The organism is Photorhabdus sp. P32, from assembly GCF_038085095.1.
In the GTDB taxonomy this organism is placed as follows: Bacteria; Pseudomonadota; Gammaproteobacteria; order Enterobacterales; family Enterobacteriaceae; genus Photorhabdus; species Photorhabdus luminescens.
This window is the reverse complement of the sequence record NZ_JAZGJN010000278.1, coordinates 50,184-74,146: the sequence shown is the minus strand read 5'-3', so window position 1 is coordinate 74,146 and position 23,963 is coordinate 50,184. Positions and strand designations below refer to the sequence as shown.

At 43.2% G+C, this 23,963-nt stretch carries 19 protein-coding genes and 1 pseudogene; 18 read left to right on the top strand and 2 right to left on the bottom strand.

Annotated elements, in window-relative coordinates:
* The 3 genes and pseudogenes from V2H77_RS15925 to rep form a co-directional block, all read left to right on the top strand.
* Positions 1–143 (top strand): annotated as a pseudogene (locus V2H77_RS15925) (IS630 family transposase); the annotation flags it as partial.
* Positions 144–190: 47 nt separating this feature from the next.
* The gene (locus V2H77_RS15920; RefSeq protein WP_341499582.1) at positions 191–1,225 is read left to right on the top strand and encodes a PLP-dependent cysteine synthase family protein; all 1,035 of its coding nucleotides are present in this window, start codon (positions 191–193) and stop codon (positions 1,223–1,225) included.
* 761 nt (positions 1,226–1,986) lie between these two features.
* Entirely contained in the window at positions 1,987–4,014 is a 2,028-nt protein-coding gene (gene rep, locus V2H77_RS15915) for a DNA helicase Rep (protein ID WP_341499581.1), read from the top strand.
* A gap of 57 nt (positions 4,015–4,071) precedes the next feature.
* On the opposite strand, the gene gppA is transcribed toward rep, so the two are convergent.
* Both gppA and rhlB read right to left on the bottom strand, forming a co-directional pair.
* Positions 4,072–5,568: a guanosine-5'-triphosphate,3'-diphosphate diphosphatase gene (gppA, locus tag V2H77_RS15910; protein WP_341499585.1), complete on the bottom strand. Its 1,497-nt coding sequence runs from the start codon at positions 5,566–5,568 to the stop codon at positions 4,072–4,074.
* 6 nt (positions 5,569–5,574) lie between these two features.
* Complete coding sequence (gene rhlB, locus V2H77_RS15905; protein ID WP_341499580.1) at positions 5,575–6,861, bottom strand: ATP-dependent RNA helicase RhlB; 1,287 nt, start codon at positions 6,859–6,861, stop codon at positions 5,575–5,577.
* Between the two features lie 118 nt (positions 6,862–6,979).
* On the opposite strand from rhlB, the gene trxA reads away from it, so the two are divergent.
* The 15 genes from trxA (at position 6,980) to thrP (ending at position 23,880) form a co-directional block, all read left to right on the top strand.
* Complete coding sequence (gene trxA, locus V2H77_RS15900) at positions 6,980–7,306, top strand: thioredoxin TrxA (RefSeq protein WP_341499579.1); 327 nt, start codon at positions 6,980–6,982, stop codon at positions 7,304–7,306.
* A gap of 476 nt (positions 7,307–7,782) precedes the next feature.
* Positions 7,783–9,042, top strand: coding sequence for a transcription termination factor Rho (rho, locus tag V2H77_RS15895; protein ID WP_011148733.1), 1,260 nt, complete (start codon positions 7,783–7,785; stop codon positions 9,040–9,042).
* A 286-nt stretch (positions 9,043–9,328) separates the two neighbouring features.
* A complete protein-coding gene (wecA, locus tag V2H77_RS15890; protein WP_341499578.1) occupies positions 9,329–10,414 on the top strand; it encodes a UDP-N-acetylglucosamine--undecaprenyl-phosphate N-acetylglucosaminephosphotransferase in 1,086 nt (361 codons plus the stop codon).
* Between the two features lie 29 nt (positions 10,415–10,443).
* Positions 10,444–11,499 (top strand): ECA polysaccharide chain length modulation protein, encoded by a 1,056-nt coding sequence (gene wzzE / locus V2H77_RS15885; RefSeq protein WP_341499577.1) that lies wholly within the window; start codon positions 10,444–10,446, stop codon positions 11,497–11,499.
* A 125-nt stretch (positions 11,500–11,624) separates the two neighbouring features.
* A complete protein-coding gene (wecB, locus tag V2H77_RS15880; protein WP_341499584.1) occupies positions 11,625–12,746 on the top strand; it encodes a non-hydrolyzing UDP-N-acetylglucosamine 2-epimerase in 1,122 nt (373 codons plus the stop codon).
* 4 nt (positions 12,747–12,750) lie between these two features.
* Entirely contained in the window at positions 12,751–14,013 is a 1,263-nt protein-coding gene (wecC, locus tag V2H77_RS15875; RefSeq protein ID WP_341499576.1) for a UDP-N-acetyl-D-mannosamine dehydrogenase, read from the top strand.
* On the top strand, positions 14,010–15,080 hold the full coding sequence (gene rffG, locus V2H77_RS15870) for a dTDP-glucose 4,6-dehydratase (RefSeq protein WP_341499575.1): 1,071 nt from the start codon (positions 14,010–14,012) through the stop codon (positions 15,078–15,080). Before wecC ends, rffG begins: the two co-directional genes overlap by 4 nt.
* A 21-nt stretch (positions 15,081–15,101) precedes the next feature.
* A complete protein-coding gene (rfbA, locus tag V2H77_RS15865; protein WP_265379778.1) occupies positions 15,102–15,983 on the top strand; it encodes a glucose-1-phosphate thymidylyltransferase RfbA in 882 nt (293 codons plus the stop codon).
* Positions 15,961–16,674 (top strand): dTDP-4-amino-4,6-dideoxy-D-galactose acyltransferase, encoded by a 714-nt coding sequence (gene rffC, locus V2H77_RS15860; RefSeq protein WP_341499574.1) that lies wholly within the window; start codon positions 15,961–15,963, stop codon positions 16,672–16,674. Before rfbA ends, rffC begins: the two co-directional genes overlap by 23 nt.
* A 1-nt stretch (position 16,675) precedes the next feature.
* On the top strand, positions 16,676–17,806 hold the full coding sequence (gene rffA, locus V2H77_RS15855) for a dTDP-4-amino-4,6-dideoxygalactose transaminase (protein ID WP_341499573.1): 1,131 nt from the start codon (positions 16,676–16,678) through the stop codon (positions 17,804–17,806).
* Between the two features lies 1 nt (position 17,807).
* The gene (wzxE, locus tag V2H77_RS15850) at positions 17,808–19,058 is read left to right on the top strand and encodes a lipid III flippase WzxE (RefSeq protein WP_341499572.1); all 1,251 of its coding nucleotides are present in this window, start codon (positions 17,808–17,810) and stop codon (positions 19,056–19,058) included.
* Positions 19,055–20,140, top strand: coding sequence for a TDP-N-acetylfucosamine:lipid II N-acetylfucosaminyltransferase (locus V2H77_RS15845; protein WP_341499571.1), 1,086 nt, complete (start codon positions 19,055–19,057; stop codon positions 20,138–20,140). The genes wzxE and V2H77_RS15845 overlap by 4 nt, the downstream gene beginning before the upstream one ends.
* Entirely contained in the window at positions 20,137–21,516 is a 1,380-nt protein-coding gene (gene wzyE, locus V2H77_RS15840) for an ECA oligosaccharide polymerase (RefSeq protein ID WP_341499570.1), read from the top strand. The genes V2H77_RS15845 and wzyE overlap by 4 nt, the downstream gene beginning before the upstream one ends.
* Positions 21,507–22,244, top strand: a complete 738-nt coding sequence (gene wecG, locus V2H77_RS15835; protein ID WP_341499569.1) for a lipopolysaccharide N-acetylmannosaminouronosyltransferase — start codon at positions 21,507–21,509, stop codon at positions 22,242–22,244. Before wzyE ends, wecG begins: the two co-directional genes overlap by 10 nt.
* Before the next feature lie 259 nt (positions 22,245–22,503).
* Positions 22,504–23,880, top strand: coding sequence for a bifunctional threonine/serine APC transporter ThrP (gene thrP / locus V2H77_RS15830; protein WP_265513459.1), 1,377 nt, complete (start codon positions 22,504–22,506; stop codon positions 23,878–23,880).
* Positions 23,881–23,963: the final 83 nt, after the last annotated feature.

Genomic DNA, 23,963 nt, shown 5'->3' with positions numbered 1-23,963 from the left:
TTAGAAATAACCGTTATTTCGCGGATAAACATGAATTTCGAGACAAAGTGTTCAAATTTTTCACTACAACGCTACCTGATATAGCGGACTCGCTGACGTCCAGAATTAACGACCATTTTCAGGTGCTAAAAACTGCATTTTGAAGTTTATTGGGTATATTCTTCACAATTGGGCCAAAATGAGAGATCAAATGGACATAAAGCTAGGTAAAAATATATTACAAACTATAGGTAATACCCCTGTGGTTATGTTAGATAAAAAACGTACTAAAGGCGTTAATGTTTTTCTTAAAATGGAAAACGTCAACCCTAGTGGGAGTATTAAAGACCGTATTGCCGTTGCTATGTTGGAAAAGGCAGAAGCCCAAGGAAAATTAAAGCCTGGAATGGTGGTTATTGAACCATCATCGGGTAATACGGCGATTGGTCTAGCAATGGCATGTGCTGTTAAAGGTTACCGGTTTATTGCAGTCTTAAATCGCCTAGTGCCAGCAGCAAAGTGCGATACAATAAAAGCATTTGGCGCGGGAATTATTTTCCTACCGGAGTTTGAAGATGGAAAGAATACCGCTGAATATTGTATAAATATAGCTAAAAATATCGTAAAAGCATATCCAAATGCGTTTAGCCCCATGCAATTTGAAAATCAGGTTAATCCCGATGAACATTATCATTCTACAGGATATGAATTGTATGAGACCTTTGGTGATAATTTGGCAGCTTGTTTTGCGACGGCAGGAAGCTGTGGAACGCTTACCGGGATTTCCCGTTATTTAAAAGAGAAAAATCCACAAGTGAGAATTTATGGTGTTGAACCTGTTGGATCAGTTATTTTCGGTGGTGAACAGAAAAAATTTTTGGTACAAGGCGCGGGGCTGCCATTTACACCTTCTATTCTCGATATTAATAACATCGATTTTACCTTGAAGGTTGCAGATATTGATGCATTCTGGACGGCAAGAGAATTAGCTAGAAATGAGGGTATTTTGATTGGTGGAACGGGAGCTTGTTCAGTTTATGCTGTATTAGATCATTTAGATGATTTTAAACCTGGGGATAATATTGTTGTCATTATTCCTGATGGTGGGGAACGTTACATCGACACAATTTATAACGATGTCTGGTTATCTGAAAATAATTTCTCAGAATTAATTGAAGGAAGTTCAGTTGACCCCTGCTTAGAAGAAGTTATTATAAGAATGGGGTGCACGCTAAATGAATTCTAATTGTGTTTTGGTGATTTATTTTAATCGCTACTACAATCTTCTTAGAATAATAAGTCTATACCCAATGGATTTCAAGATGCATCGCGACGGCAAGGGAGCGAATCCCCGGGAGCATAGATAACTATGTGACCGGGGTGAGTGAGTGCAGCCAACAAAGAGGCAACTTGAAAGATGACGGGTATAAATTCAAAGAGATTATTTCTATTTTATATTGATGAAGGATAAGTAAGAGATATTAAAGATATTTAATTGGAGTGCATAGTTGCGAGTACTAATAAGTTCATTTATAAAGATTATCGAATGCAATATGATGGAGATTTTCTTTAAAAAGCAATAAGAGCCAGCGTTATTTATCGAAATGGTTATTTTCTCAGTGCCGATCTTTCCCGGAGTGAAATTGCTTAAGTAGTAATTGAAGTAACCAATGCACTCAATATTAATTATATTACATATCAATTAAGCGGTAATGATCAGGTTAGAGTGGATATGAATATAGAAATTTTGGATAAAATTACTTAGTGCTTCGTTAAGTGATTCCAATATAAAGCGAGAATATTGTAAATAATTATTTTATCTCACAGGAACTTGGTTGCAATAATCCTTATCCTATCAGTGAAAATATATGGGGATTCAGTATTGAATGAACAAGATTATCAATATCCATCTGTTGGTTGCTGTTTGTGTAAAGTGGAATCCTGTCCTGTCTTTCTGCTACAATTCCATCTCTTGAAATACTGCTTTGACATAATTCATTAAATACCATGCGATTAAATCCTAGCCAACAGCAAGCAGTTGAATTTGTTACCGGTCCTTGTCTGGTCTTGGCGGGGGCAGGTTCTGGTAAAACTAGAGTGATCACCAATAAAATTGCTCATCTTATCCGTACTTGTGGCTATCAGCCTCGTCATATCGCCGCTGTGACGTTTACTAATAAAGCTGCGCGGGAAATGAAAGAGCGTGTAGCACAAACTCTAGGGCGCAAAGAGGCTAAGGGGCTGATGATTTCTACTTTCCACACGTTGGGATTGGAAATTATTAAGCGCGAGTACAAAGCCTTGGGAATGAAAAGCAATTTCTCGTTGTTTGATGAGCAGGACCAGATGGCTCTGTTGAAAGATTTAACAGCCGATTTACTGGAGGAAGATAAAGATCTATTACAAAAATTGATCTCTACCATTTCAAACTGGAAAAATGATTTGCTTTCTCCACAGCAAACTTTGGCATTGGCCCGCTCCGCTCAGGAGCATCAGTTTGCTGAATGTTATTGCCGTTATGATTTACATCTGGCGAGCTGTAATGTATTGGATTTTGACGATCTGATTACTAAACCGACTTTGCTGATGCAGCGTGATGAAGAAGTCAGGGAACGTTGGCAAAACCGTATCCGTTATCTGTTGGTAGATGAATATCAGGACACCAATACCAGTCAATATCAACTGGTTAAGTTGTTGGTGGGACAAAGGGCTCGCTTTACGGTGGTGGGCGATGATGACCAATCGATCTATTCATGGCGCGGCGCAAGACCTCAAAATTTGGTGCTGCTGAAAGAGGATTTCCCAAAGCTTAATGTGATCAAACTGGAACAGAACTATCGTTCCTCTGGCTGTATTCTGAAAGCAGCTAATATTTTGATCGCCAATAACCCTCACGTGTTTGAAAAACGGCTTTTTTCTGAATTGGGGTATGGTGATCCGTTGAAAGTGATTACCGCTAATAATGAAGAGCATGAGGCGGAAAAGGTTATTGGGGAGCTGATGGCGCATCACTTTATCAATAAGACTCAATATAAAGATTACGCCATTCTCTACCGAGGAAATCATCAATCCCGGGTGTTTGAAAAGATGCTGATGCAAAACCGCATTCCTTACCGGATTTCTGGTGGCACTTCTTTCTTTGCCCGCCCTGAAATTAAGGATTTGCTAGCTTATCTGCGGGTGCTGACTAATCCTGAAGATGACAGCGCATTCCTAAGAATTGTCAATACACCAAGGCGTGAAATTGGGGCGGCTACTATTCAAAAATTGGGGGAGTGGGCGAATCAACGCAATAAAAGTCTCTATCAGGCTAGTTTTGATCTCGGTTTGGAGCAAAGTCTAACCGGCCGCGGTTTGGCGGCGCTACAGCGTTTTACTCACTGGATGGATGAGATAACTCGTCAGGTTGAACGAGATCCTTTGCTAGCTGTGCGTGATCTACTACATGGTATGGATTATGAAAGTTGGCTGTACGAAACATCACCGAGTCCAAAAGCGGCTGAGATGCGGATGAAAAATATTAATCAGTTATTCACTTGGATGAGTGAAATGCTGGAAGGTGATGAACTGAACGAACCAATGACTTTATCTCAGGTGGTCGCGCGTTTCACATTACGGGATATGCTGGAGCGAGACGAGGACGGCGAGGAGTTTGATCAGGTGCAATTGATGACTCTACATGCTTCCAAAGGATTGGAGTTTCCCTATGTATTTCTGGTCGGCATGGAAGAAGGGCTATTGCCTCATCAGAGCAGTATTGATGAAGAAAATATTGATGAAGAGCGCCGATTGGCTTATGTAGGGATCACCCGCGCTCAACGGGAGTTATTCTTTACTTTATGCAAAGAGCGTTGTCAATATGGCGAGTTAATCCGTCCAGAACCCAGTCGTTTTTTGCATGAGTTGCCACAGGATGACTTACATTGGCCGCAAGATAAAAAAATCGTGACTGCCGAAGAAAGAATGCAAAAAGGGCAATCGCGTATCGCGGATATCAGATCGCGTTTAGGGCTTGGACAAAAAAATAAGTCGTAAATTATATCGAAAACTCCCTGTATCACAGTGATACAGGGAAAATGGTTTAATTCAGATTTAAGTATTCTGCTCGCCTAAAATAAGCGGCCATTGAGCATGGTTTTGCCACTGAATTTCCTGCTGTAAAGATTCTGCCCGTAGAGGATGCTGCATTAGCCAGCCATGAGGTAACGTTATTGTTAACGTTTCACCACTCACTTTTAAATGTAGAGCAGGGAGTGTGTCATCCCGGCGGCGATTGGCGAAGATGATAGCTAACCGCAACAGACGACATAAACGTTGAGCTTGTATCAGAGGTAAGGCGTTTTGTTGATTAAAGGAAAACAAATCAATCGGGCCACTTTGGTTCTTTAGTAATGTGGCTAAGAGTTTTTTCTGTGCGGGCGTATAGCCGGGGAGAGTGAGATAATTGATCAGATAGGCTGCATGTGATGGAGCTTGGTGGAAATCAATGCTCAGGCCAATTTCATGTATCAGACAGGCACTTTGTAATAATTCATAACATCGGCTATCAAGTTCCCAAGGTTTAGCAATTTGTGGTAGGAAGTGTTCAGCCAATTGTTTAACCCGTTGAGATTGTTCAACGTCTAACTGAAAACGGCGCTGTATATTACGTAGTGTTCTAGTACGAATATCTGGCTCTATTGGTAAATCCAGCATGCCGTAAACAAGACCTTCCCGTAAGGCGCCGCCCGCAAGGATCATATTTTCAATATTTAATGCCTGGAAAATCGCTATCAGGATAGCCAGACCACTTGGGAAAACTAAAGCCCGTTCCAGCGTTAATCCTTCTATTTCCAATTCTTCCAGCTTACCGCACTCAATCGCTTTATGTTTGAGTTCTTGAAGTTTTGGTAAAGTGATCAGCTCATCCATACCCTGAGCAATCATGATTTCTTGCAGAGCCTGAACGGTGCCGGAAGCGCCTACACAAATCTGCCAGCCTTGTTCGATCAGCTTTGGAGCAATGGGTTTCAACGTTTCATGTGCGGCAGTTTCGGCTTTGGCGAAATTTTCTTCCGTCAGACTACGGTCATTAAAGTAGCCTTCAAGCCAGGTAACACAGCCCATACTTAGGCTGGATAACTGAGTGGCTTTTGCTCCATTCCCCGTAACCAGCTCTGTACTTGCACCGCCAATATCGACAACCAGACGTTTTTCAGGGCCGCCGGTTGTATGGGCAACACCTTGATAAATAAGCCGAGCTTCATCTTCGCCACTGATCACCTTAACCGGACAATCAAGGATTTCTGATGCTTTTTTCACAAATTCGTCTGAATTTTCAGCGATACGTAAAGTTGCTGTAGCAACAACGCGGATTTGTGATGGTGGTATATCCTGTAAGCGTTCAGAAAAAATCCTGAGACATTGCCAGCCTCTCTCCATTGCCTGTTGAGATAAGCGGTTGTTTTTATCTAATCCGGCGGCCAGCCTGACTTTACGTTTGATTCGTGCCAGTATCTGCATACTGCCGGATATTTCGCGCACAACCAGCATATGAAAACTGTTTGAACCCAGGTCGATAGCCGCATAGAGCGAAGAAGAACTCAGCATCATTATTCAGCCTGAACGTTTACGGTTATTACGTGGTGTATTATTACGATGCGACAAATTGTTACGGCGCTGATGGTTTCCTGAACGTGAACGGTGGCGGCGTTTAGGAGCCGGTAAATCTTTCAGCAAGGCTTGACTGTTATATTTGCTGACCGGGATAGTGTGCTGAATATAATTTTCAATCGCTGGCAGGTTTAAAACATATTCTTCACAGGCCAGGCTGATCGAGTGGCCGCTTTCACCTGCACGGCCTGTACGGCCTATGCGGTGGACATAATCCTCGCAGTCATCGGGTAAGTCATAATTAAAAACATGAGTGACTGAAGGAATGTGCAATCCACGGGCTGCGACATCAGTTGCAACCAGAATATCAATATTGCCGTTGCTGAATTCTTCCAGAATGCGTAACCGTTTTTTTTGTGCTACATCACCGGTTAGTAACCCAACTCGATGTCCGTCAGCAGCCAGATGAGCCCAGATATCTTCACAACGATGTTTTGTATTGGCGAAAATGATGCAGCGATCAGGCCATTCTTCTTCCAATAACGTTTGAAGCAGGCGCATCTTTTCTTCATTAGAAGGATAAAACAGCTCTTCGCGGATACGGTGTCCCGTTTTCTGTAACGGTTCTACCTCGACATACTCGGCATGATTCATTTGTTCAAATGCCAATTCTCGGACTCGGTAAGAGAGTGTGGCGGAAAACAGCAGGTTCATACGTTCGTTTGCTGGTGGCATCCGGCGGAATAGCCAGCGGATATCTTTGATAAAACCGAGATCGTACATGCGATCAGCTTCATCAAGAACCACAACTTGGACCACATTTAGATTAATGTGCCCCTGTTTGGTGTAGTCGATCAGACGTCCGGTAGTGCCGATAACAATGTCAACACCAGATTCCAGTACTTTTAGCTGTTTGTCGTAACCATCACCGCCGTAGGCAAGACCCATCTTTAAACCTGTTACCCGTGCCAGATCTTCTGCATCCGAGTAAATCTGTACAGCAAGTTCACGGGTAGGAGCCATAATCAGCGCTCTTGGCTGATTGGTTTGACGCTCCTCCGTTGCGGGATGAGTTAGTAAATAATGAAAAGCAGACGCTAAAAATGCTAGCGTCTTCCCCGTACCGGTTTGCGCTTGCCCCGCGACATCACGACCTTCGACAGTGAAAGGCAATGTCAGTGCTTGTATCGGTGTACAATTAGAAAAACCCTTATTATCAAGAGCTTCTATAACCTTGGGGTGCAAGGCGAAGTCGGAAAACTTCTTTTCTGTCAAGTGTGTTTTACTCATAGTGTGGTAGAATATCAGTTAACCATTGTCTTACGAAAGTGTATCCGCTGAAATAAAGGCAACCTTATATCAGTAATGTTACACTAGCATGGTAAAAAATTATTCTTTGGAGTAAAAAATGAGCGAAAAAATTATTCATTTGAGTGATGCTAGCTTTGATACTGACGTTCTTAATGCAGCAGGCCCAGTTCTTGTCGATTTTTGGGCTGCCTGGTGTGGGCCATGTAAAATGATTGCGCCTATTTTGGATGAAATTGCCCCAGAATATTCAGGCAAACTGACTATTGCTAAATTGAACATTGATGATAACCCGGCAACCGCTCCTAAGTATGGTATCCGTGGTATTCCTACGTTGTTGCTGTTTAAAGATGGTCAGGTTGCTGCTACTAAAGTGGGAGCACTGTCAAAAACTCAATTGAAAGAATTTTTGGATGCTAATCTCTGATTGAAGTAAGCTCACATTAATACCGGGCGTTTAGCGTATACTATTATTTATTTCATTGACCGCTAGACGTCCGTAAAGAAGCGTGATAAGTTAGCGCCACTGCTTGTATCACATACATCATGTTAGAAGTATGTTGCATACTGAATAATCTGTAGTGTCTGATAAGTCTGTTATCTCTGGATAGTCTAAAATATCCAATGGGTTATACGGGAATAATCTGGCGTATAGCTCGTTACGTTGAGATAGTTTTTATAGAAATCAGTAATGTTTCAGCATTATCTCAACAGCGTTTTTGACAGCCTGTCAGTCTTATTTGAGTTCAATCTTAGTACTTCAAATTACTACCTTTTTATATGAATAATGTATTAAAGGTCTGATTTGTTTTTGTACAAAATAAACAGGCACCGATCGATGACGCTGCCATACTATTCACGTTCATAGTTCGAGATATACCCCGAGTTTAAGAACCCACCATTATGAATCTTACCGAATTAAAGAATACGCCGGTATCTGAACTGATTACACTCGGCGAAAATATGGGGCTGGAAAATCTAGCCCGTATGCGTAAACAAGACATTATCTTCTCTATCCTTAAGCAGCATGCGAAAAGCGGAGAAGATATCTTCGGTGATGGCGTGCTGGAGATATTGCAGGATGGATTTGGATTCCTCCGTTCAGCAGACAGTTCCTACCTTGCCGGCCCCGATGATATCTACGTTTCTCCTAGCCAAATCCGTCGTTTTAACCTCCGCACCGGCGACACAATTTCAGGTAAAATTCGTCCACCTAAAGAAGGTGAGCGCTATTTTGCCCTGTTGAAGGTTAACGAAGTTAATTTTGACAAACCAGAAAATGCTCGCAGTAAAATTCTTTTTGAAAACTTAACACCTCTGCACGCTAATAGCCGTCTGCGTATGGAGCGTGGTAATGGTTCAACTGAGGATCTGACTGCTCGCGTTCTGGATCTGGCTGCGCCAATTGGCCGTGGGCAACGTGGTCTGATTGTCGCGCCGCCAAAAGCAGGTAAAACGATGTTGCTGCAAAATATTGCTGCTAACATTGCTCACAATCATCCAGATTGTGTATTGATGGTACTTCTGATTGATGAGCGTCCAGAGGAAGTCACTGAAATGCAACGTCTGGTAAAAGGTGAGGTTATTGCTTCTACTTTTGATGAGCCGGCTTCTCGTCACGTTCAAGTGGCAGAGATGGTTATTGAGAAAGCAAAACGTCTGGTTGAACACAAAAAAGACGTGATTATTCTGCTCGACTCCATTACTCGCTTAGCACGTGCTTATAACACGGTTGTTCCTGCATCCGGTAAGGTATTGACTGGTGGTGTGGATGCTAACGCGTTACATCGTCCGAAACGTTTCTTCGGTGCTGCGCGTAATGTGGAAGAGGGCGGAAGTCTGACCATTATTGCGACTGCGTTGGTGGATACGGGTTCCAAGATGGATGAAGTGATTTACGAGGAGTTTAAAGGCACTGGCAACATGGAGCTGCATCTCTCCCGTAAAATTGCTGAGAAACGTGTTTTCCCAGCTATCGATTACAACCGTTCTGGTACACGAAAAGAAGAGCTACTCACCACCTCTGAAGAGCTACAGAAAATGTGGATTCTGCGCAAAATTATTCACCCGATGGGAGAAATTGATGCGATGGAATTCCTTATCAACAAACTGGCTATGAGCAAAACGAACGACGATTTCTTTGACATGATGAAACGTTCGTAGTTTTTAACTCCATTCGTAATAATTTTAATCAGCGCCACAGTTTCGTGGCGTTTTTTGTATTCATTGCACTGTTATGGCATGTATTTTGCTAGTTGTATATGCTGCCATATATTTGAAATAAGTATTAAAAGAATGATGTAAGAGTATAAAGGCCATTAATTTTTTCATAATAAGCAGTGTTTTCACAAGTTAGGGTGCTCGTGAGGGTAGATTCTGGCTAGAAAATCATATGTTTTCGGTTGATAAATGACCAGGGTGTGTTTACTTTTTACAGAGAGTTATCATCGTGAATATTCTTAGCATGAATATTGAAATTTTTTATGTTTTTCTGTTTTCTTTTGCGTTTTTGTTTATGGCACGCAAAATAGCAAAGAAAGTTGGCCTTGTTGATAAGCCCAATTATCGTAAGTGTCATCAGGGGTTAGTGCCTCTGGTTGGAGGAATCTCAATATTTGTTGGGATCTGTTTTGCTTTTGTTATTACAAAAGAATTTATTCCTCACAAGTGGTTATATTTGATTTGTGCCGGTGTGTTGGTATTTATCGGCGCATTGGATGATCGTTTTGATATCAGCGTTAAGGTCCGGGCAACCATCCAAGCTCTGGTTGGTATTGCGATGATGTATTTTGCCGGCCTGAAATTAGATAGTCTTGGTTATGCTTTTGGTCCTTGGGACATGACACTTGGACCATTTAGTTATGTTGTGACATTATTTGCTGTCTGGGCTGCTATCAATGCATTCAATATGGTTGATGGGATAGATGGATTATTAGGTGGATTATCCTGTGTCTCCTTCGGTGCTTTGGGGATCTTACTGTATCAAAGTGGCAATACGGCGTTAGCATTATGGTGTTTTGCATTTATTGCCGCCATTCTCCCTTATATTGTTCTTAATCTTGGTTTATTGAGTCAACGTTTCAAAGTGTTTATGGGAGATGCGGGCAGTACGCTGATTGGTTTTACCCTTATTTGGTTGCTCATTGAATCTACTCAGGGGAATGAGCATCCGGTTAATCCAGTTACTGCGTTGTGGGTTGTTGCTATTCCATTAATGGATATGGTTGCTATTATGTACCGCCGGTTACGCAAAGGGATGAGTCCATTTTCTCCTGATAGGCAACATATTCACCATCTAGTTATGCGGTCTGGATTCTCGCCACGCCAGGCTTTTATTTTAATCACTGTTGCCGCCGCTTTATTAGCCTCTATCGGCATTACCGGAGAATGGCTGGAATTTGTGCCTGAGTGGGTAATGTTGGCACTGTTCTTGCTTGCATTTGTGTTGTATGGCTATTGCCTCAAGCGTGTATGGAAGGTAGCCCGTTTTATCAAACGGCAAAAGCGTCGTATGCGCCGTTCAGCTAACCATTAAACATCTATTATCAGCAGAGGTTCTGTGCAGTGATAAAATCAGAAACGAAGTCTATTCAGGATGAACAAGCTCTGGAGCATGAGCTGGATATCAGGGCCTTGTGCAGTGCGCTATGGCGTGGAAAGATATGGATTGTTGTACTGGCAATAATTTTCGCAACCGGGGCGCTAGGGGCATCTTATCTGATGCAACAAAAATGGAGTGCCACAGCAATCACTGATCTGCCTACGATTAATCAATTGGGAAGTTATTACTCTCAGCAGCAGTTTTTGCGCAATCTAGATACTCACATTAACATTTCACCGGAAACTCAGTTACCGTCTATTCCAGAGGAAGCCTATAAGGAGTTCATCACTCAGGTTGCAGCATACGATACTCGCCGTGAATTCTGGTTGAAATCTGATTATTACAAGCAGCATCAGGAGGGCGATGCCAGAGCCGATGCGGCCTTATTAGATGAGTTAGTTAATAATATTCAGTTTATTCCCCATGATGATAAAAAAGTACTGAATGACAGCATTAAACTGACTGCGGAGTCTTCTGGACAAGCCAATCAACTCCTGCGCCAATACATTGCTTTTGCCAATAGTCGTGCTAGTACTCATTTAAATGATGAAGTGGAAGGCGCATGGGTTACCCGTGCCCAATCTATGAATGCACTGGTTAAACGCCAGGAAATGGTCGCTAAAGCGGTTTATAACCGTGAAATGAATGTATTACAGCAATCTCTGAAAATTGCGGAAAAACAAGGGATTCGGCGCAACCAAACGGATACGCCGGTGGATCAGTTGCCCGATTCAAAAATGTTTATGTTAGGGGCGCCGTTGTTACAGGCTCAACTTGAGACTTTGGAAGCAACAGGGCCTAAGTATGATGTGGACTATGACCAAAATATTGCAATGTTAGCAGCATTGGATGTTACCCCGATATTACCGGATCAATTCCAGACTTACCGCTATTTGAGAACACCAGAAGAACCTGTTGCTAGAGACAGCCCTCGTAGAATGTTTTTGATGATCATGTGGGGGGCAGTTGGTGCTTTAGTAGGGGCCGGCGTGGCATTGGTTAGATGTTCGCGTAAATAATCAGATGATTTTAGGAATAACGGCTTCTGAGGGATCTCTTCTGCAACTCTAGCAGCAGGAGTAAATAGCATTAAGAGTATTGTTTGCAGGAAAATCTGCAATTTACTGACTATAAGAGAGTCACTGTGAAAGTGTTGACTGTGTTTGGTACTCGGCCGGAGGCCATCAAGATGGCTCCGCTAGTACACGCATTGGCAAGGGATGAAGCCTTCGAAGCGAAAGTATGTGTCACTGCCCAACATCGGGAAATGTTGGATCAGGTGTTACACCTTTTTGAGATCACTCCCGATTTTGATCTCAATATTATGAAATCAGGGCAAGATCTAACGGATATTACCTGTCGTATTTTGGCAGGATTAAAGCCCGTTTTAGCAGAATTTAAGCCTGATGTTGTATTGGTTCACGGAGATACTACCACAACGATGGCAACCAGTTTGGCTGCGTTCTACCAACGTATCCCTGTTGGTCACATTGAAGCTGGATTAAGAACGGGAGATCTTTATTCTCCTTGGCCGGAAGAGGCAAACCGTAAGATTGCTGGGCATCTGGCAATGTATCATTTTGCTCCGACAGAAAACTCCCACAATAATTTATTGAAAGAATCCATTGCAGATAATCGGGTTTTTGTGACCGGAAATACAGTGATTGATGCGTTGCTGTGGGTACGTGATCGAATAATGAATGATGAGGCTATGCGGAGTAAGCTAGCGAAGCGCTACCCATTCATTGATGCTAATAAAAAAATGATTCTGGTGACGGGGCATCGTCGTGAAAGTTTTGGCGGCGGATTTGAACGAATTTGTGAAGCTTTGGCACAGATAGCTCGCGCTCATCCAGATGTGCAAGTAGTCTATCCGGTTCATCTAAACCCGAATGTCAGTGAGCCAGTAAAGCGCATTTTGCATAATATTGATAACATTATTCTCATTGAACCCCAGGATTATTTACCATTTGTTTATCTAATGAACCATGCCTATATGATCCTGACCGATTCCGGCGGCATTCAAGAAGAAGCTCCTTCTTTAGGAAAACCGGTATTGGTAATGCGTAATACGACTGAACGGCCAGAGGCGGTTGATGCTGGAACGGTGCGTCTGGTAGGGACAGAAACGAAAACTATCGTGGAAGAGGTGGCTCGATTGTTGACAGACGATGCTGCCTATCAACAAATGAGCCGCGCTCATAATCCTTACGGGGATGGCGATGCCTGTCAACGTATTCTCGATGCTTTGAAAAAAATCAGGTGACACTATGAGCTTTGAAACTATTTCTGTTATTGGTCTTGGTTATATTGGTTTGCCAACGGCGGCGGCGTTTGCATCCCGTAATAAGAAAGTCATTGGCGTGGATGTTAATCAGTGTGCAGTAGAAACCATCAACCGTGGTGCAATTCATATTGTAGAACCAGATCTAGACAAAGTGGTGAAAGTTGCCGTAGAAGGCGGTTACCTGAAAGCAGTGATTGCCCCGTTACCAGCAGATGCTTTTTTGATAGCTGTTCCGACGCCTTTTAAAGGCGATCATGAGCCGGATATGGCATACGTCCGTTCCGCAGCCGAATCTGTGGCGCCGGTGCTGAAAAAAGGTGATCTGGTTATTCTGGAATCTACCTCACCAGTAGGTGCGACGGAGCAGATGGCGGAATGGCTAGCAGCAGCGCGTCCTGATTTAACTTTCCCACAGCAGGTTGGAGAAGAGTCTGATATTGATATCGCTTACTGTCCTGAACGTGTGTTGCCAGGACAAGTTATGGTTGAATTAATTAAGAATGACCGCGTTGTTGGCGGTATGACGTCAAAATCTTCGGCCAGAGCGAGCGAGCTGTATAAAATCTTCCTTGAAGGTGAATGTGTTGTCACTAATTCAAGGACAGCAGAAATGTGTAAGCTGACAGAAAACAGTTTCCGAGATGTAAACATTGCATTTGCCAACGAACTTTCCTTGATTTGTGCTGATCAAGGTATCAATGTGTGGGAACTGATCAGTTTGGCAAATCGTCATCCACGCGTAAATATTCTCCAGCCGGGTCCTGGCGTGGGTGGTCACTGTATTGCTGTTGATCCGTGGTTCATTGTTTCTCAAAACCCGAAACAATCACGTCTTATTCATACCGCACGTAGGGTTAATGATGACAAACCATTGTGGGTTGTGGATCAAGTAAAAGCGGCTGTTGCGGATTGTTTGGCTGAAAGTGGAAAACGGGCAAGCGAAGTGAAAATTGCCTGTTTTGGTCTGGCATTTAAACCCAATATTGACGATTTGCGTGAGAGCCCAGCGGCACATATCACCGGTATGATTGCGCAATGGCATGCAGGTGAAACGCTGGCTGTAGAACCTCATGTTCATGAATTACCTGCTTCCTTGAAGGAAATAACTCGATTAGTTAATCTGGAAAAGGCGCTGGAAGAAGCGGATATCCTGTTGATGCTGGTGGATCATCATCAGTTTAAAGCTGTAAACAGTCATGAAATTAAACAGAAGTGGATTGTGGATACAAAAGGAGTCTGGCGTTGAGACGTATTCTAATCACAGGTGGTGCAGGTTTTATTGGTTCCGCGGTTGTGCGGCATATCATTGAGAATACAGAAGACAGCGTGGTTGTGGTTGATAGCCTGACTTATGCCGGTAATCTGGCGTCTCTTGCCCCGGCGGCGGATAGCCCTCGTTATGCGTTTGAACAGGTTGATATCTGTCAACGTGAAGATCTGGATCGAGTTTTTGAACAATATCAGCCGGATTGTGTGATGCATTTGGCGGCAGAAAGCCATGTGGATCGCTCTATTGATGGCCCGGCGGCATTTATCGAAACCAACATTGTGGGGACTTATACTTTGTTGGAAGCTGCGCGTGCTTTCTGGCAGAAACTCAGTGAAGAGAAACAGGCTGTTTTCCGTTTTCACCATATTTCAACAGATGAAGTGTATGGTGATTTACATGATGAAGAGGGTTTCTTTACCGAAACAACACCTTATGCGCCAAGTAGTCCATATTCGGCGTCCAAAGCATCCAGCGATCATTTGGTAAGAGCGTGGCACCGGACTTATGGTTTACCGGTCATTATCACCAATTGTTCAAATAACTATGGTCCTTATCATTTCCCGGAAAAACTGATCCCACTGATGATCTTAAATGCATTAGCAGGAAAATCTTTACCGGTATATGGTGAAGGGAAACAAATTCGCGATTGGTTGTATGTGGAAGACCATGCCAGAGCACTCTATTTGGTTGTGACAAAAGCTGAACCGGGCAAAACCTACAATATTGGTGGTCATAATGAACGCAAAAATATTGATGTGGTTTGTGCGATTTGTGAATTGCTGGAAGAATTTTGTCCTGAGAAACCAGCGGGAATTGCTTATTATCGAGATTTGATTACTTATGTTGCGGATCGCCCAGGCCATGATATGCGCTATGCCATTGATGCGGCTAAAGTTGAGCATGAGTTAGGCTGGAGACCACAAGAGACATTTGAATCAGGTATTCGTAAAACAGTTCAGTGGTATTTGGAAAATGAAAACTGGTGGCGTAAAGTTCAAGACGGCTCTTATGCCGGTGAGCGCCTTGGATTAGGTAAAAACTGAGTGACGATGGGGGCAGTAAAGATGAAAGGGATCATTCTGGCAGGTGGATCAGGAACCCGGTTGCATCCGATAACACAGGGTGTTTCCAAACAATTACTGCCAATTTATGATAAGCCAATGATTTACTATCCTTTGTCAGTACTGATGCTAGCAGGGATACGTGATATTCTGATTATCTCTACACCAGAAGATTTACCTTCTTTCCGTCGGTTGTTGGGGGACGGTAGTCGATTTGGTATTCACTTAAGTTATAAAGAACAGCCATCACCGGATGGTTTAGCTCAGGCATTTTTGATTGGTGAGGAGTTCATCAACGGCGGGCCTTGCTGTTTGGTATTGGGAGACAATATTTACTTTGGACAAGGGTTCAGTCCGAAACTGAGGAATGTGGTTTCCCGTGGAAAAGGGGCAACTGTTTTTGGTTATCAAGTTATGGATCCTGAGCGATTTGGGGTGGTGGAATTTGATGACGCGTTCCGCGTTCTTTCTATTGAGGAAAAACCAGAAAAGCCAAAATCCAACTGGGCGGTAACGGGTCTCTATTTCTATGATAATCAAGTAGTAGATTTTGCTAAGCAGGTCAAGCCTTCTGCCAGAGGTGAACTAGAGATTACCAGTATTAACCAGATGTATTTGGAATGTGGCGAACTAAATATTGAGTTGTTAGGGCGTGGTTTTGCTTGGTTGGATACTGGCACTCATGACAGCTTGATTGAGGCCAGCACTTTTGTGCAGACCGTTGAGAAACGTCAAGGCTTTAAGATTGCCTGTCTTGAAGAGATCGCCTGGCGTAATGGTTGGCTGGATGATGTACAGTTAAGAGAAACAGTAAAATCCTTGTCAAAAACTGGCTATGGCCAATATCTGCTGGATCTACTACATGTCCGTGCGCGCCAATATTGAACCATTAGAGTGGGATAGCCACTATTTTGGGCTGTCCACCGCGCGCCTTGATTTCACATCTGATGCCAGTCTGCTAACTTCATCTCAGTTAGATCAGTATGCTTTAGTGCAAGCTAAAGTACCTACGCAGCGATTAGATCTTATTGATGGATTGTCCGTATTGGGCTTTTCGCTAGTGGAAGGAGAAATAGACCTTTCCTTAATGATTGGCATAGTAAATGCTAACAATGACAACTCTGAGAGTAAGCTGCTTTCGGCCGAGCAGCGAGATATCCCGATGTTGAAGGAGGTAGCTTCCAACGTATTTCCTTTGAGTCGTTTCCGAACCCCGTGGTATCAACCGCAGGATAGTGGTCGTTTCTACGCTACTTGGGTTGAGAAAGCAGTGTTGGGGACGTTTGATCATCAATGTTTACTGGTAAATGGAGATAATGGGCAACCCGCAGGATTTGTTACCTTACGGGATATAGGAGCAGGAGAGGCTCGTATAGGTTTACTAGCCGTATTCCCAGGAAATATTGGCTGTGGGATTGGCTCAAAATTAATGTTGGCGGCGCAGCAGTGGTGTCAGCACCACCAAATACATCAGTTAAGAATTGCGACACAAACCAGCAACATTGCTGCTTTGCGTCTTTATACACGCAGTGGTGCATTTGTTGAAAGCACCGCGTATTGGTTATATAGGGGATGAAATGATTCCATTTAACAGACCACCAGTCGTTGGCACTGAATTAGGTTACATGAAGCAAGCAATGGAGAGCGGTAAGCTTTGCGGGGATGGTGGTTTCACCAAACGTTGTGAAGAGTGGATGGAACAACATTTCAATTGCCCGAAAGTTCTATTAACGCCATCCTGTACAGCTTCACTGGAAATGGCAGCTATTTTGCTGAATATTCAACCCGGTGATGAAGTTATTATGCCGAGCTTCACTTTCGTTTCCAGTTCTAACGCGTTTGTACTGCGTGGAGCAACCATTGTATTCGTGGATATCCGTCCGGATACCATGAATATTGATGAAACCAAAATCGAAGCAGCAATTACAGAGAAAACCCGCGTGATTGTTCCAGTGCATTACGCTGGCGTGGCCTGCGAAATGGATACCATTATGGCTCTGGCCGAGAAATATAACCTGTTTGTCGTGGAAGATGCAGCACAGGGGGTAATGTCCACTTATAAAGGGCGTGCCTTGGGAACTATTGGACACATTGGTTGCTACAGTTTCCACGAAACCAAAAACTACTCCTCTGGCGGTGAAGGTGGCGCAGCGCTTATTAATGATCAATCACTGATTTCCCGGGCGGAAATTGTTCGCGAAAAAGGGACTAATCGTAGCCAGTTTTTCCGTGGTCAAGTTGATAAATATACTTGGCGCGATATCGGTTCGAGTTATCTGATGTCGGAGCTTCAGGCTGCTTATTTGTGGGCGCAATTGGAAGAAGCTGAAAAAATCAATGAGCGTCGCCTTGCCTTGTGGAATACCTATTATCAAGCATTAAAACCGCTGGCTGATGCTGGTCTCTTGACATTGCCTGTCATACCGGAAGGGTTGGAGCATAATGCTCATATGTTCTATATCAAGCTGAAAGATGTTGAAGAACGCTCAGCATTCAATAGCTATATGAAGGACGCGGGTGTATTAGCGGTATTCCATTATGTTTCTCTGCACACCAGCCCCGGTGGTGAAAAATTTGGCCGTTTTCACGGAGAAGACCGTTTTACTACCTGTGAAAGTGATCGTCTAGTGCGTTTGCCGATGTTTTACAACATAACAGACGCTGAACAGCAGATCGTCATTAAACATATTCGAGAATACTTCGCCTGATATGTCGTTGGCTAAAGCATCAATATGGACTGCGGGCTCCACACTGATAAAAATCGGTTTGGGGCTTTTAATCGTTAAATTACTAGCAGTTGCTTTTGGTCCCAGTGGGGTTGGGCAGGCGGGTAATTTCCGTCAGCTTATCACTGTGCTTGGGGTGTTGGCTGGCGCCGGTATTTTTAATGGTGTGACTAAATATGTTGCTGAATATCAGCAGCAGCCGGAAAGATTGCGTGCGGTACTGGGAACATCTTCTGCCATTATCCTTGGGTTTTCCACGCTGTTGGCAGTAATTTTTTTGCTGTTTAGCGGGTATATCAGTATTGGGTTATTTGGTCATCAAGATTATGAGCCCGTTGTGCAGGCACTTGCCTTTATTCAAATGGGGATTGCTTTTGCCAACTATTTTTTGGCTATTTTGAAAGGATGCCGAGATGCGCAGAGGAATGCGCTGGCGATTATTTTTGGTAGCATGATTGGCGTGATGGCCTATTATCTCTGCTTTATCCTTGGTGGGTATGAAGGTGCTTTGGCGGGTTTGGCTTTAGTGCCGGCATTAATCATATTTCCCGCGGGATTGATGGTTTGGCGTCTCAAAGCGGTATCGATTTCAAGTTTTAAGCCCATGTGGGATAAGGTACTGGCTGGTCAGCTTGGCAAGTTTACCCTTATGGCGCTGCTGACTTCTATTACCTTACCGGTTGCCTACATTATGATGCGAAATCTGCTGGCAGCGCATTATAGTTGGCACGATGTGGGTATTTGGCAAGGTGTAAGCAGTATTTCCGATGCTTACCTGCAATTTATCACGGCATCTTTTAGTGTTTATCTGTTGCCAACGCTTGCACGGTTGCAGGGTAAGAGCGAAATATCAAATGAGATAATTAAGGCGCTCAAATTTGTTTTGCCTGCGGTGGTTGTTGCAAGTTTTACTGTATGGCTGTTGCGTGATTTTGCCATTTGGTTACTGTTTTCTGACAAATTTACTGCTATGCGTGATTTATTTGCCTGGCAGTTGATGGGTGATGTTCTAAAAGTGGGCGCTTATGTTTTTGGCTATCTGGTGATTGCCAAGGCTGCGTTGCGTTTTTATGTGTTGACAGAAGTGAGTCAGTTTTTATTGCTTACTGGTTTTGCCCACTGGCTTATTCCTATAAATGGAGCGTTAGGTGCAGCGCAAGCCTATATGGCAACTTATATTATTTATTTCACCCTTTGTTGTGGTGCATTTCTTATTTATCGTAGGCGAGCATGACAACCCTCATTCACGTTTTGGGATCTGATATCCCACATCACAATCGAACAATATTGCGCTTTTTTAATGACGTCTTAGTACAAGAAATGGGTTTTTTAGCCAAACCGAAGTTTATGGTGGTGACCAGAAATCGCGCTTTATTGAATGATTGCCCGGCATTGGATATGGCGTTTTTCGATAGTAAAAAATCTCTGGCGCAGGCGGTTATTGTTCAAGCGCGTTCAGATAGAAATTGTCGGTTTTTTTTTCACGGCCAATTTAATGTGAGTTTGTGGTTGGCGCTGTTGTTAGGAAAAATCAAACGTAATCAGTTTTGGTGGCATGTCTGGGGGGCTGATCTGTATGAAGACTCCAATCAGTTAAAATTCCGTCTATTCTATTTCTTGCGTCGTCTGGCGCAGCGTCGGGTAGGGCATGTGTTTGCGGTTCGTGGAGATCTCTATTTTTATTCTCAACATCATCCGGACGTACCAACATCATTGCTCTATTTTCCAACTAGAATGGAACCTGCTTTGACAATTGCAGAAAGAGTACCAGTTAAAGATGACAAAATGACAATTTTGTTGGGGAATTCTGGTGATCGATCGAACCGCCATATTACGGCATTGAAAACGATTTATAAGCAGTTTGGCAATAAGGTGCGAATCATTATTCCAATGGGTTATCCTGAAAACAATCAGGCTTATATTAATCAGGTCGAACAGGCTGCTTTATCGCTGTTCCAGCCAGAAAATTTGAACATTATTAAGCAAAATATGGCGTTTGATGATTATCTGGCATTACTGCGCCGTTGTGATTTAGGATATTTTATGTTTAATCGCCAGCAGGGGATTGGAACAATTTGTCTGTTGATACAATTTGGCGTGCCATTTGTACTTAGTCGTCAGAATCTTTTTTGGCAGGATTTGACAGAACAACAAGTGCCGGTATTTTTCTCTGGCGATCCTTTAGATAGCCAACTAATTGCGGAAGCACAACGGCAGATGCTCTCCCTGGATAGAAACGCGATAGCTTTCTTTAGCCCGAACTTTATTGATGGCTGGCGGCAAGCACTGGCGAAAGCAGCGGGAGAGCAGCAATGACTTTAACGCAGTTTGGCGGATTGTTTGTTGTTTACTTGATATCACTGGTTTTCATCCTGACGTTGACCTATCAGGAATTCCGGCGTGTACGTTTTAATTTTAATATATTCTTCTCATTGCTTTATTTGCTGACATTTTATTTTGGTTTCCCACTGACATGTTTGCTGGTTTTTCAGTTTGATGTTGAAGTGGCGCCTGTAGACGCCTTACTACATGCTCTACTGGCTTCGACCTGTTTTTATGGTATTTATTACGTCAGTTATAAAACACGACTAAGAAAGCCATCTATGCAGCCTAAAGCACCGGTATTTACCATGAATCGGGTAGAAACTAACTTTACATGGTTACTACTGGCATCAGTTGCGATGGTGACAGTGGGGCTGTTCTTTATGCAAAACGGTTTTCTACTGTTTAAGTTACAGTCGTACAGTCAGATTTTTTCCAGTCAGGTTTCTGGTGTTGCATTAAAACGATTTTTTTACTTCTTTATTCCTGCCATGTTGGTGGTTTATTTCTTGAAGCCGACACAGCTACGCTGGCTATTTTTTCTGATGAGCACAGTGGCTTTTGGGATACTGACTTATGTCATTGTTGGTGGAACACGGGCTAATATTATCATTGCATTTGCGTTGTTTCTGTTTATTGGCATTGTGCGTGGCTGGATAACTTTGTGGATGTTGGCAACGGCGGGCGCAATAGGGATTGTCGGCATGTTTTGGTTGGCGCTCAAACGCTATAGTTTGGATGTCAGTGGTGCAGAAGCGTTTTATACTTTTCTCTACCTTACAAGGGATACTTTCTCCCCGTGGGAAAATCTTGCGTTACTGCTGAATAACTACGACAAAATTGATTTTCAGGGGTTGGCGCCTATTATCCGTGATTTCTATGTCTTTATTCCAAGCTGGCTTTGGCCGGGACGCCCAGATGCTGTGTTGAATTCTGCGAATTATTTTACTTGGGAAGTACTGGATAACCACTCTGGTCTGGCAATCTCCCCAACGTTAATAGGCTCTCTGGTTGTGATGGGGGGCGTGCTGTTTATCCCGGTTGGCGCGGTTGTAGTTGGGTTGATAATTAAGTGGTTTGACTGGATTTATGAATTAGGGAAACAGGAGACTAATCGTTATAAGGCCGCTATTTTGCAGGCGTTTTGCTTTGGCGCGATCTTCAACATGATTGTGTTAGCTCGCGAAGGCGTGGATTCATTTGTTTCCCGGGTGGTGTTTTTCTGTATTATTTTTGGCTTATGTCTGGTAATTGCTAAGTTGTTGTACTGGTTATTTGAGAGTGCAGGGCTGATTAAGAAGTATCTGATTAGCAACTTGGTTGTATCACAAAAACGTTCGCTGCAATGTAAGGAAAGAAAATGGAGCTAAACAATATTCCTAAATACAGTATTCGTGGTCTGAATATTTGGGGCTTCCGCGATATGGCGCATTTTCTTGACCATATTTTTCAACGTGGACAGGTAAAAACAGGTACTCTGGTTGCGATTAATGCGGAAAAAGTTCTGACGGCAGAGGAAAACCAAGATTTAAGTACACTGCTGAGTGATGCAGAATATCTGTATGCTGATGGCATCAGCATTGTACGTGCTATTCGCCGTAAATACCCTGACGCTGAAGTTTCTCGTGTAGCGGGCGCTGATTTATGGGAAGCCATCATGGAGCGTGCTGGCAAAGAAGGCACACCTATTTTTCTGGTTGGCGGTAAACCAGAGATATTGGAACAGACGGAAAGTAAACTGCGGGTTCAGTGGAACGTCAATATTGTTGGCAGTCAGAACGGTTATTTCACACCAGAAGAACGTAATGCTGTTTTTGAACGGATTCATGCTAGCGGTGCGGCGATTGTGACAGTTGCAATGGGATCGCCTAAACAAGAAGTTTTTATGCGTGACTGTCGAAAAATTCATTCGGATGCGTTGTATATGGGGGTTGGCGGTACTTATGACGTATTTACCGGCCATGTAAAACGTGCGCCAAAAGCATGGCAGAATTTGGGGCTTGAATGGCTTTATCGCCTGTTATCACAACCAAGCCGTATTCGTCGCCAGTTCAAGTTGTTGAAATTTCTTGGATATTATTATGGTGGCCGTCTGTAAACCCGCTTCTTGCCTGTCGTGTGAATTTTCGACAGGCGATACTTTTGTCAGTCGATACAATGAATTTATTCCACAATATTTATCTAACAGTTTGATCCTGCCGGATTTTCACTATTTATAGTTAATTATTGGATAATTTTTTATTCCACTCAGTGGAAAAACATGTTTTGATCCCTGACCTTTTTATGGCTGATCAACATCAGTCTTGTATGTTTTTACTATTACACATTACAACAATATAACAATGGACAGGGAATTTATGGCAGATCAACAACATAGCTTGCAACGGGGGTTAGAAGCCCGTCATATAGAGCTGATCGCATTAGGCGGCACAATTGGTGTCGGCCTGTTTATGGGCTCGGCCAGTACATTGAAGTGGGCTGGCCCTTCCGTTTTGCTGGCTTACATTATTGCCGGAATTTTTGTTTTCTTCATTATGCGATCGATGGGAGAAATGTTGTTTCTTGAACCTGTCACGGGTTCTTTCGCCTCTTTTGGTCATAAATATCTCAGCCCATACTGGGGATGCCTCACCGCTTGGGGCTATTGGTTTATGTGGGTGGCGGTAGGAATATCAGAAATAACGGCTATCGGGGTTTATGCTGAGTTCTGGTTCCCTGGACTTCCTCAGTGGGTATCAGCATTGATTGCGGTGGCATTGGTCGCTTTGGCTAATCTTGCGGCGGTACGTCTTTATGGTGAGCTGGAATTTTGGTTTGCGATGATTAAGGTGACCACAATTATCGTTATGATCCTGATTGGCTTGGGATTGATATTTTTCGGTATTGGTAATCAATGGCAGCCTATTGGATTGGATAACCTGACTGCGCATGGCGGTTTCTTTGCGGGTGATTGGCAAGGGTTCTTATTTGCGCTCTGTATTGTGGTTGCATCTTATCAGGGCGTGGAGTTGGTTGGTATCACTGCGGGGGAAGCGAAGAACCCTCAGGTGACATTGAAAAAAGCGATTAACAATATTCTCTGGCGTATCCTGATTTTCTACGTGGGCGCGATCTTTATTGTAGTTACATTATTTCCGTGGACAGAAGTGGGTTCACAGGGCAGCCCGTTTGTCATGACATTTACCAAAGTGGGGATCACCTCAGCGGCAGCCGTGATTAATTTTGTTGTATTGACGGCTGCACTTTCCGGCTGTAACAGCGGTATGTACAGTGGTGGGCGGATGCTTTATGCGTTGGCGAAAAACAATCAGTTACCTTCATCCCTGACTAAATTGTCAAAGAATGGGGTACCGGTAATTTGTATTGCCATTACAATCCTGTGCCTGACGGTGGGCTCTAGCTTGAATTACTTGATCCCAAATCCGCAGGCGGTTTTTGTTTATGTTTACAGTGCCAGTGTATTGCCAGGAATGGTACCGTGGTTTGTTATTCTGATAAGCCAATTGCGTTTTCGTCAGTATCACCAACAAGCACTGAAACAACATGGTTTTAAATCTATCCTGTTCCCCTATGTAAATTATCTGACATTGGCATTTTTATGTTGTGTGTTGATAGGTATGGCAATTAACCCTGATACCCGTTTCTCATTGCTGGTAGGTGGGGGATTTTTGTTGATAGTGTCGCTGATTTATTGGTTGGTGAAGCTTTTGAACGGTAAAAAACTCAAAGCTTGATCGACTAATTTACTATCAGGGTGGTAATGAGTAGGGAAATTAAGGGCTGGCTTTATCTACGAAATGAACAAGGTGTAATCAAA

Excerpts from the sequence above, each read along its gene's own strand:
- V2H77_RS15920 (WP_341499582.1), top strand. The coding sequence starts at position 191 with ATGGACATAAAGCTAGGTAAAAATATATTACAAACTATAGGTAATACC.
- rep (WP_341499581.1), top strand. The coding sequence starts at position 1,987 with ATGCGATTAAATCCTAGCCAACAGCAAGCAGTTGAATTTGTTACCGGT.
- gppA (WP_341499585.1), bottom strand. The coding sequence starts at position 5,568 with ATGCTGAGTTCTTCTTCGCTCTATGCGGCTATCGACCTGGGTTCAAAC.
- rhlB (WP_341499580.1), bottom strand. The coding sequence starts at position 6,861 with ATGAGTAAAACACACTTGACAGAAAAGAAGTTTTCCGACTTCGCCTTG.
- trxA (WP_341499579.1), top strand. The coding sequence starts at position 6,980 with ATGAGCGAAAAAATTATTCATTTGAGTGATGCTAGCTTTGATACTGAC.
- rho (WP_011148733.1), top strand. The coding sequence starts at position 7,783 with ATGAATCTTACCGAATTAAAGAATACGCCGGTATCTGAACTGATTACA.
- wecC (WP_341499576.1), top strand. The coding sequence starts at position 12,751 with ATGAGCTTTGAAACTATTTCTGTTATTGGTCTTGGTTATATTGGTTTG.
- rfbA (WP_265379778.1), top strand. The coding sequence starts at position 15,102 with ATGAAAGGGATCATTCTGGCAGGTGGATCAGGAACCCGGTTGCATCCG.
- rffC (WP_341499574.1), top strand. The coding sequence starts at position 15,961 with ATGTCCGTGCGCGCCAATATTGAACCATTAGAGTGGGATAGCCACTAT.
- rffA (WP_341499573.1), top strand. The coding sequence starts at position 16,676 with ATGATTCCATTTAACAGACCACCAGTCGTTGGCACTGAATTAGGTTAC.
- wzxE (WP_341499572.1), top strand. The coding sequence starts at position 17,808 with ATGTCGTTGGCTAAAGCATCAATATGGACTGCGGGCTCCACACTGATA.
- V2H77_RS15845 (WP_341499571.1), top strand. The coding sequence starts at position 19,055 with ATGACAACCCTCATTCACGTTTTGGGATCTGATATCCCACATCACAAT.
- wzyE (WP_341499570.1), top strand. The coding sequence starts at position 20,137 with ATGACTTTAACGCAGTTTGGCGGATTGTTTGTTGTTTACTTGATATCA.
- wecG (WP_341499569.1), top strand. The coding sequence starts at position 21,507 with ATGGAGCTAAACAATATTCCTAAATACAGTATTCGTGGTCTGAATATT.
- thrP (WP_265513459.1), top strand. The coding sequence starts at position 22,504 with ATGGCAGATCAACAACATAGCTTGCAACGGGGGTTAGAAGCCCGTCAT.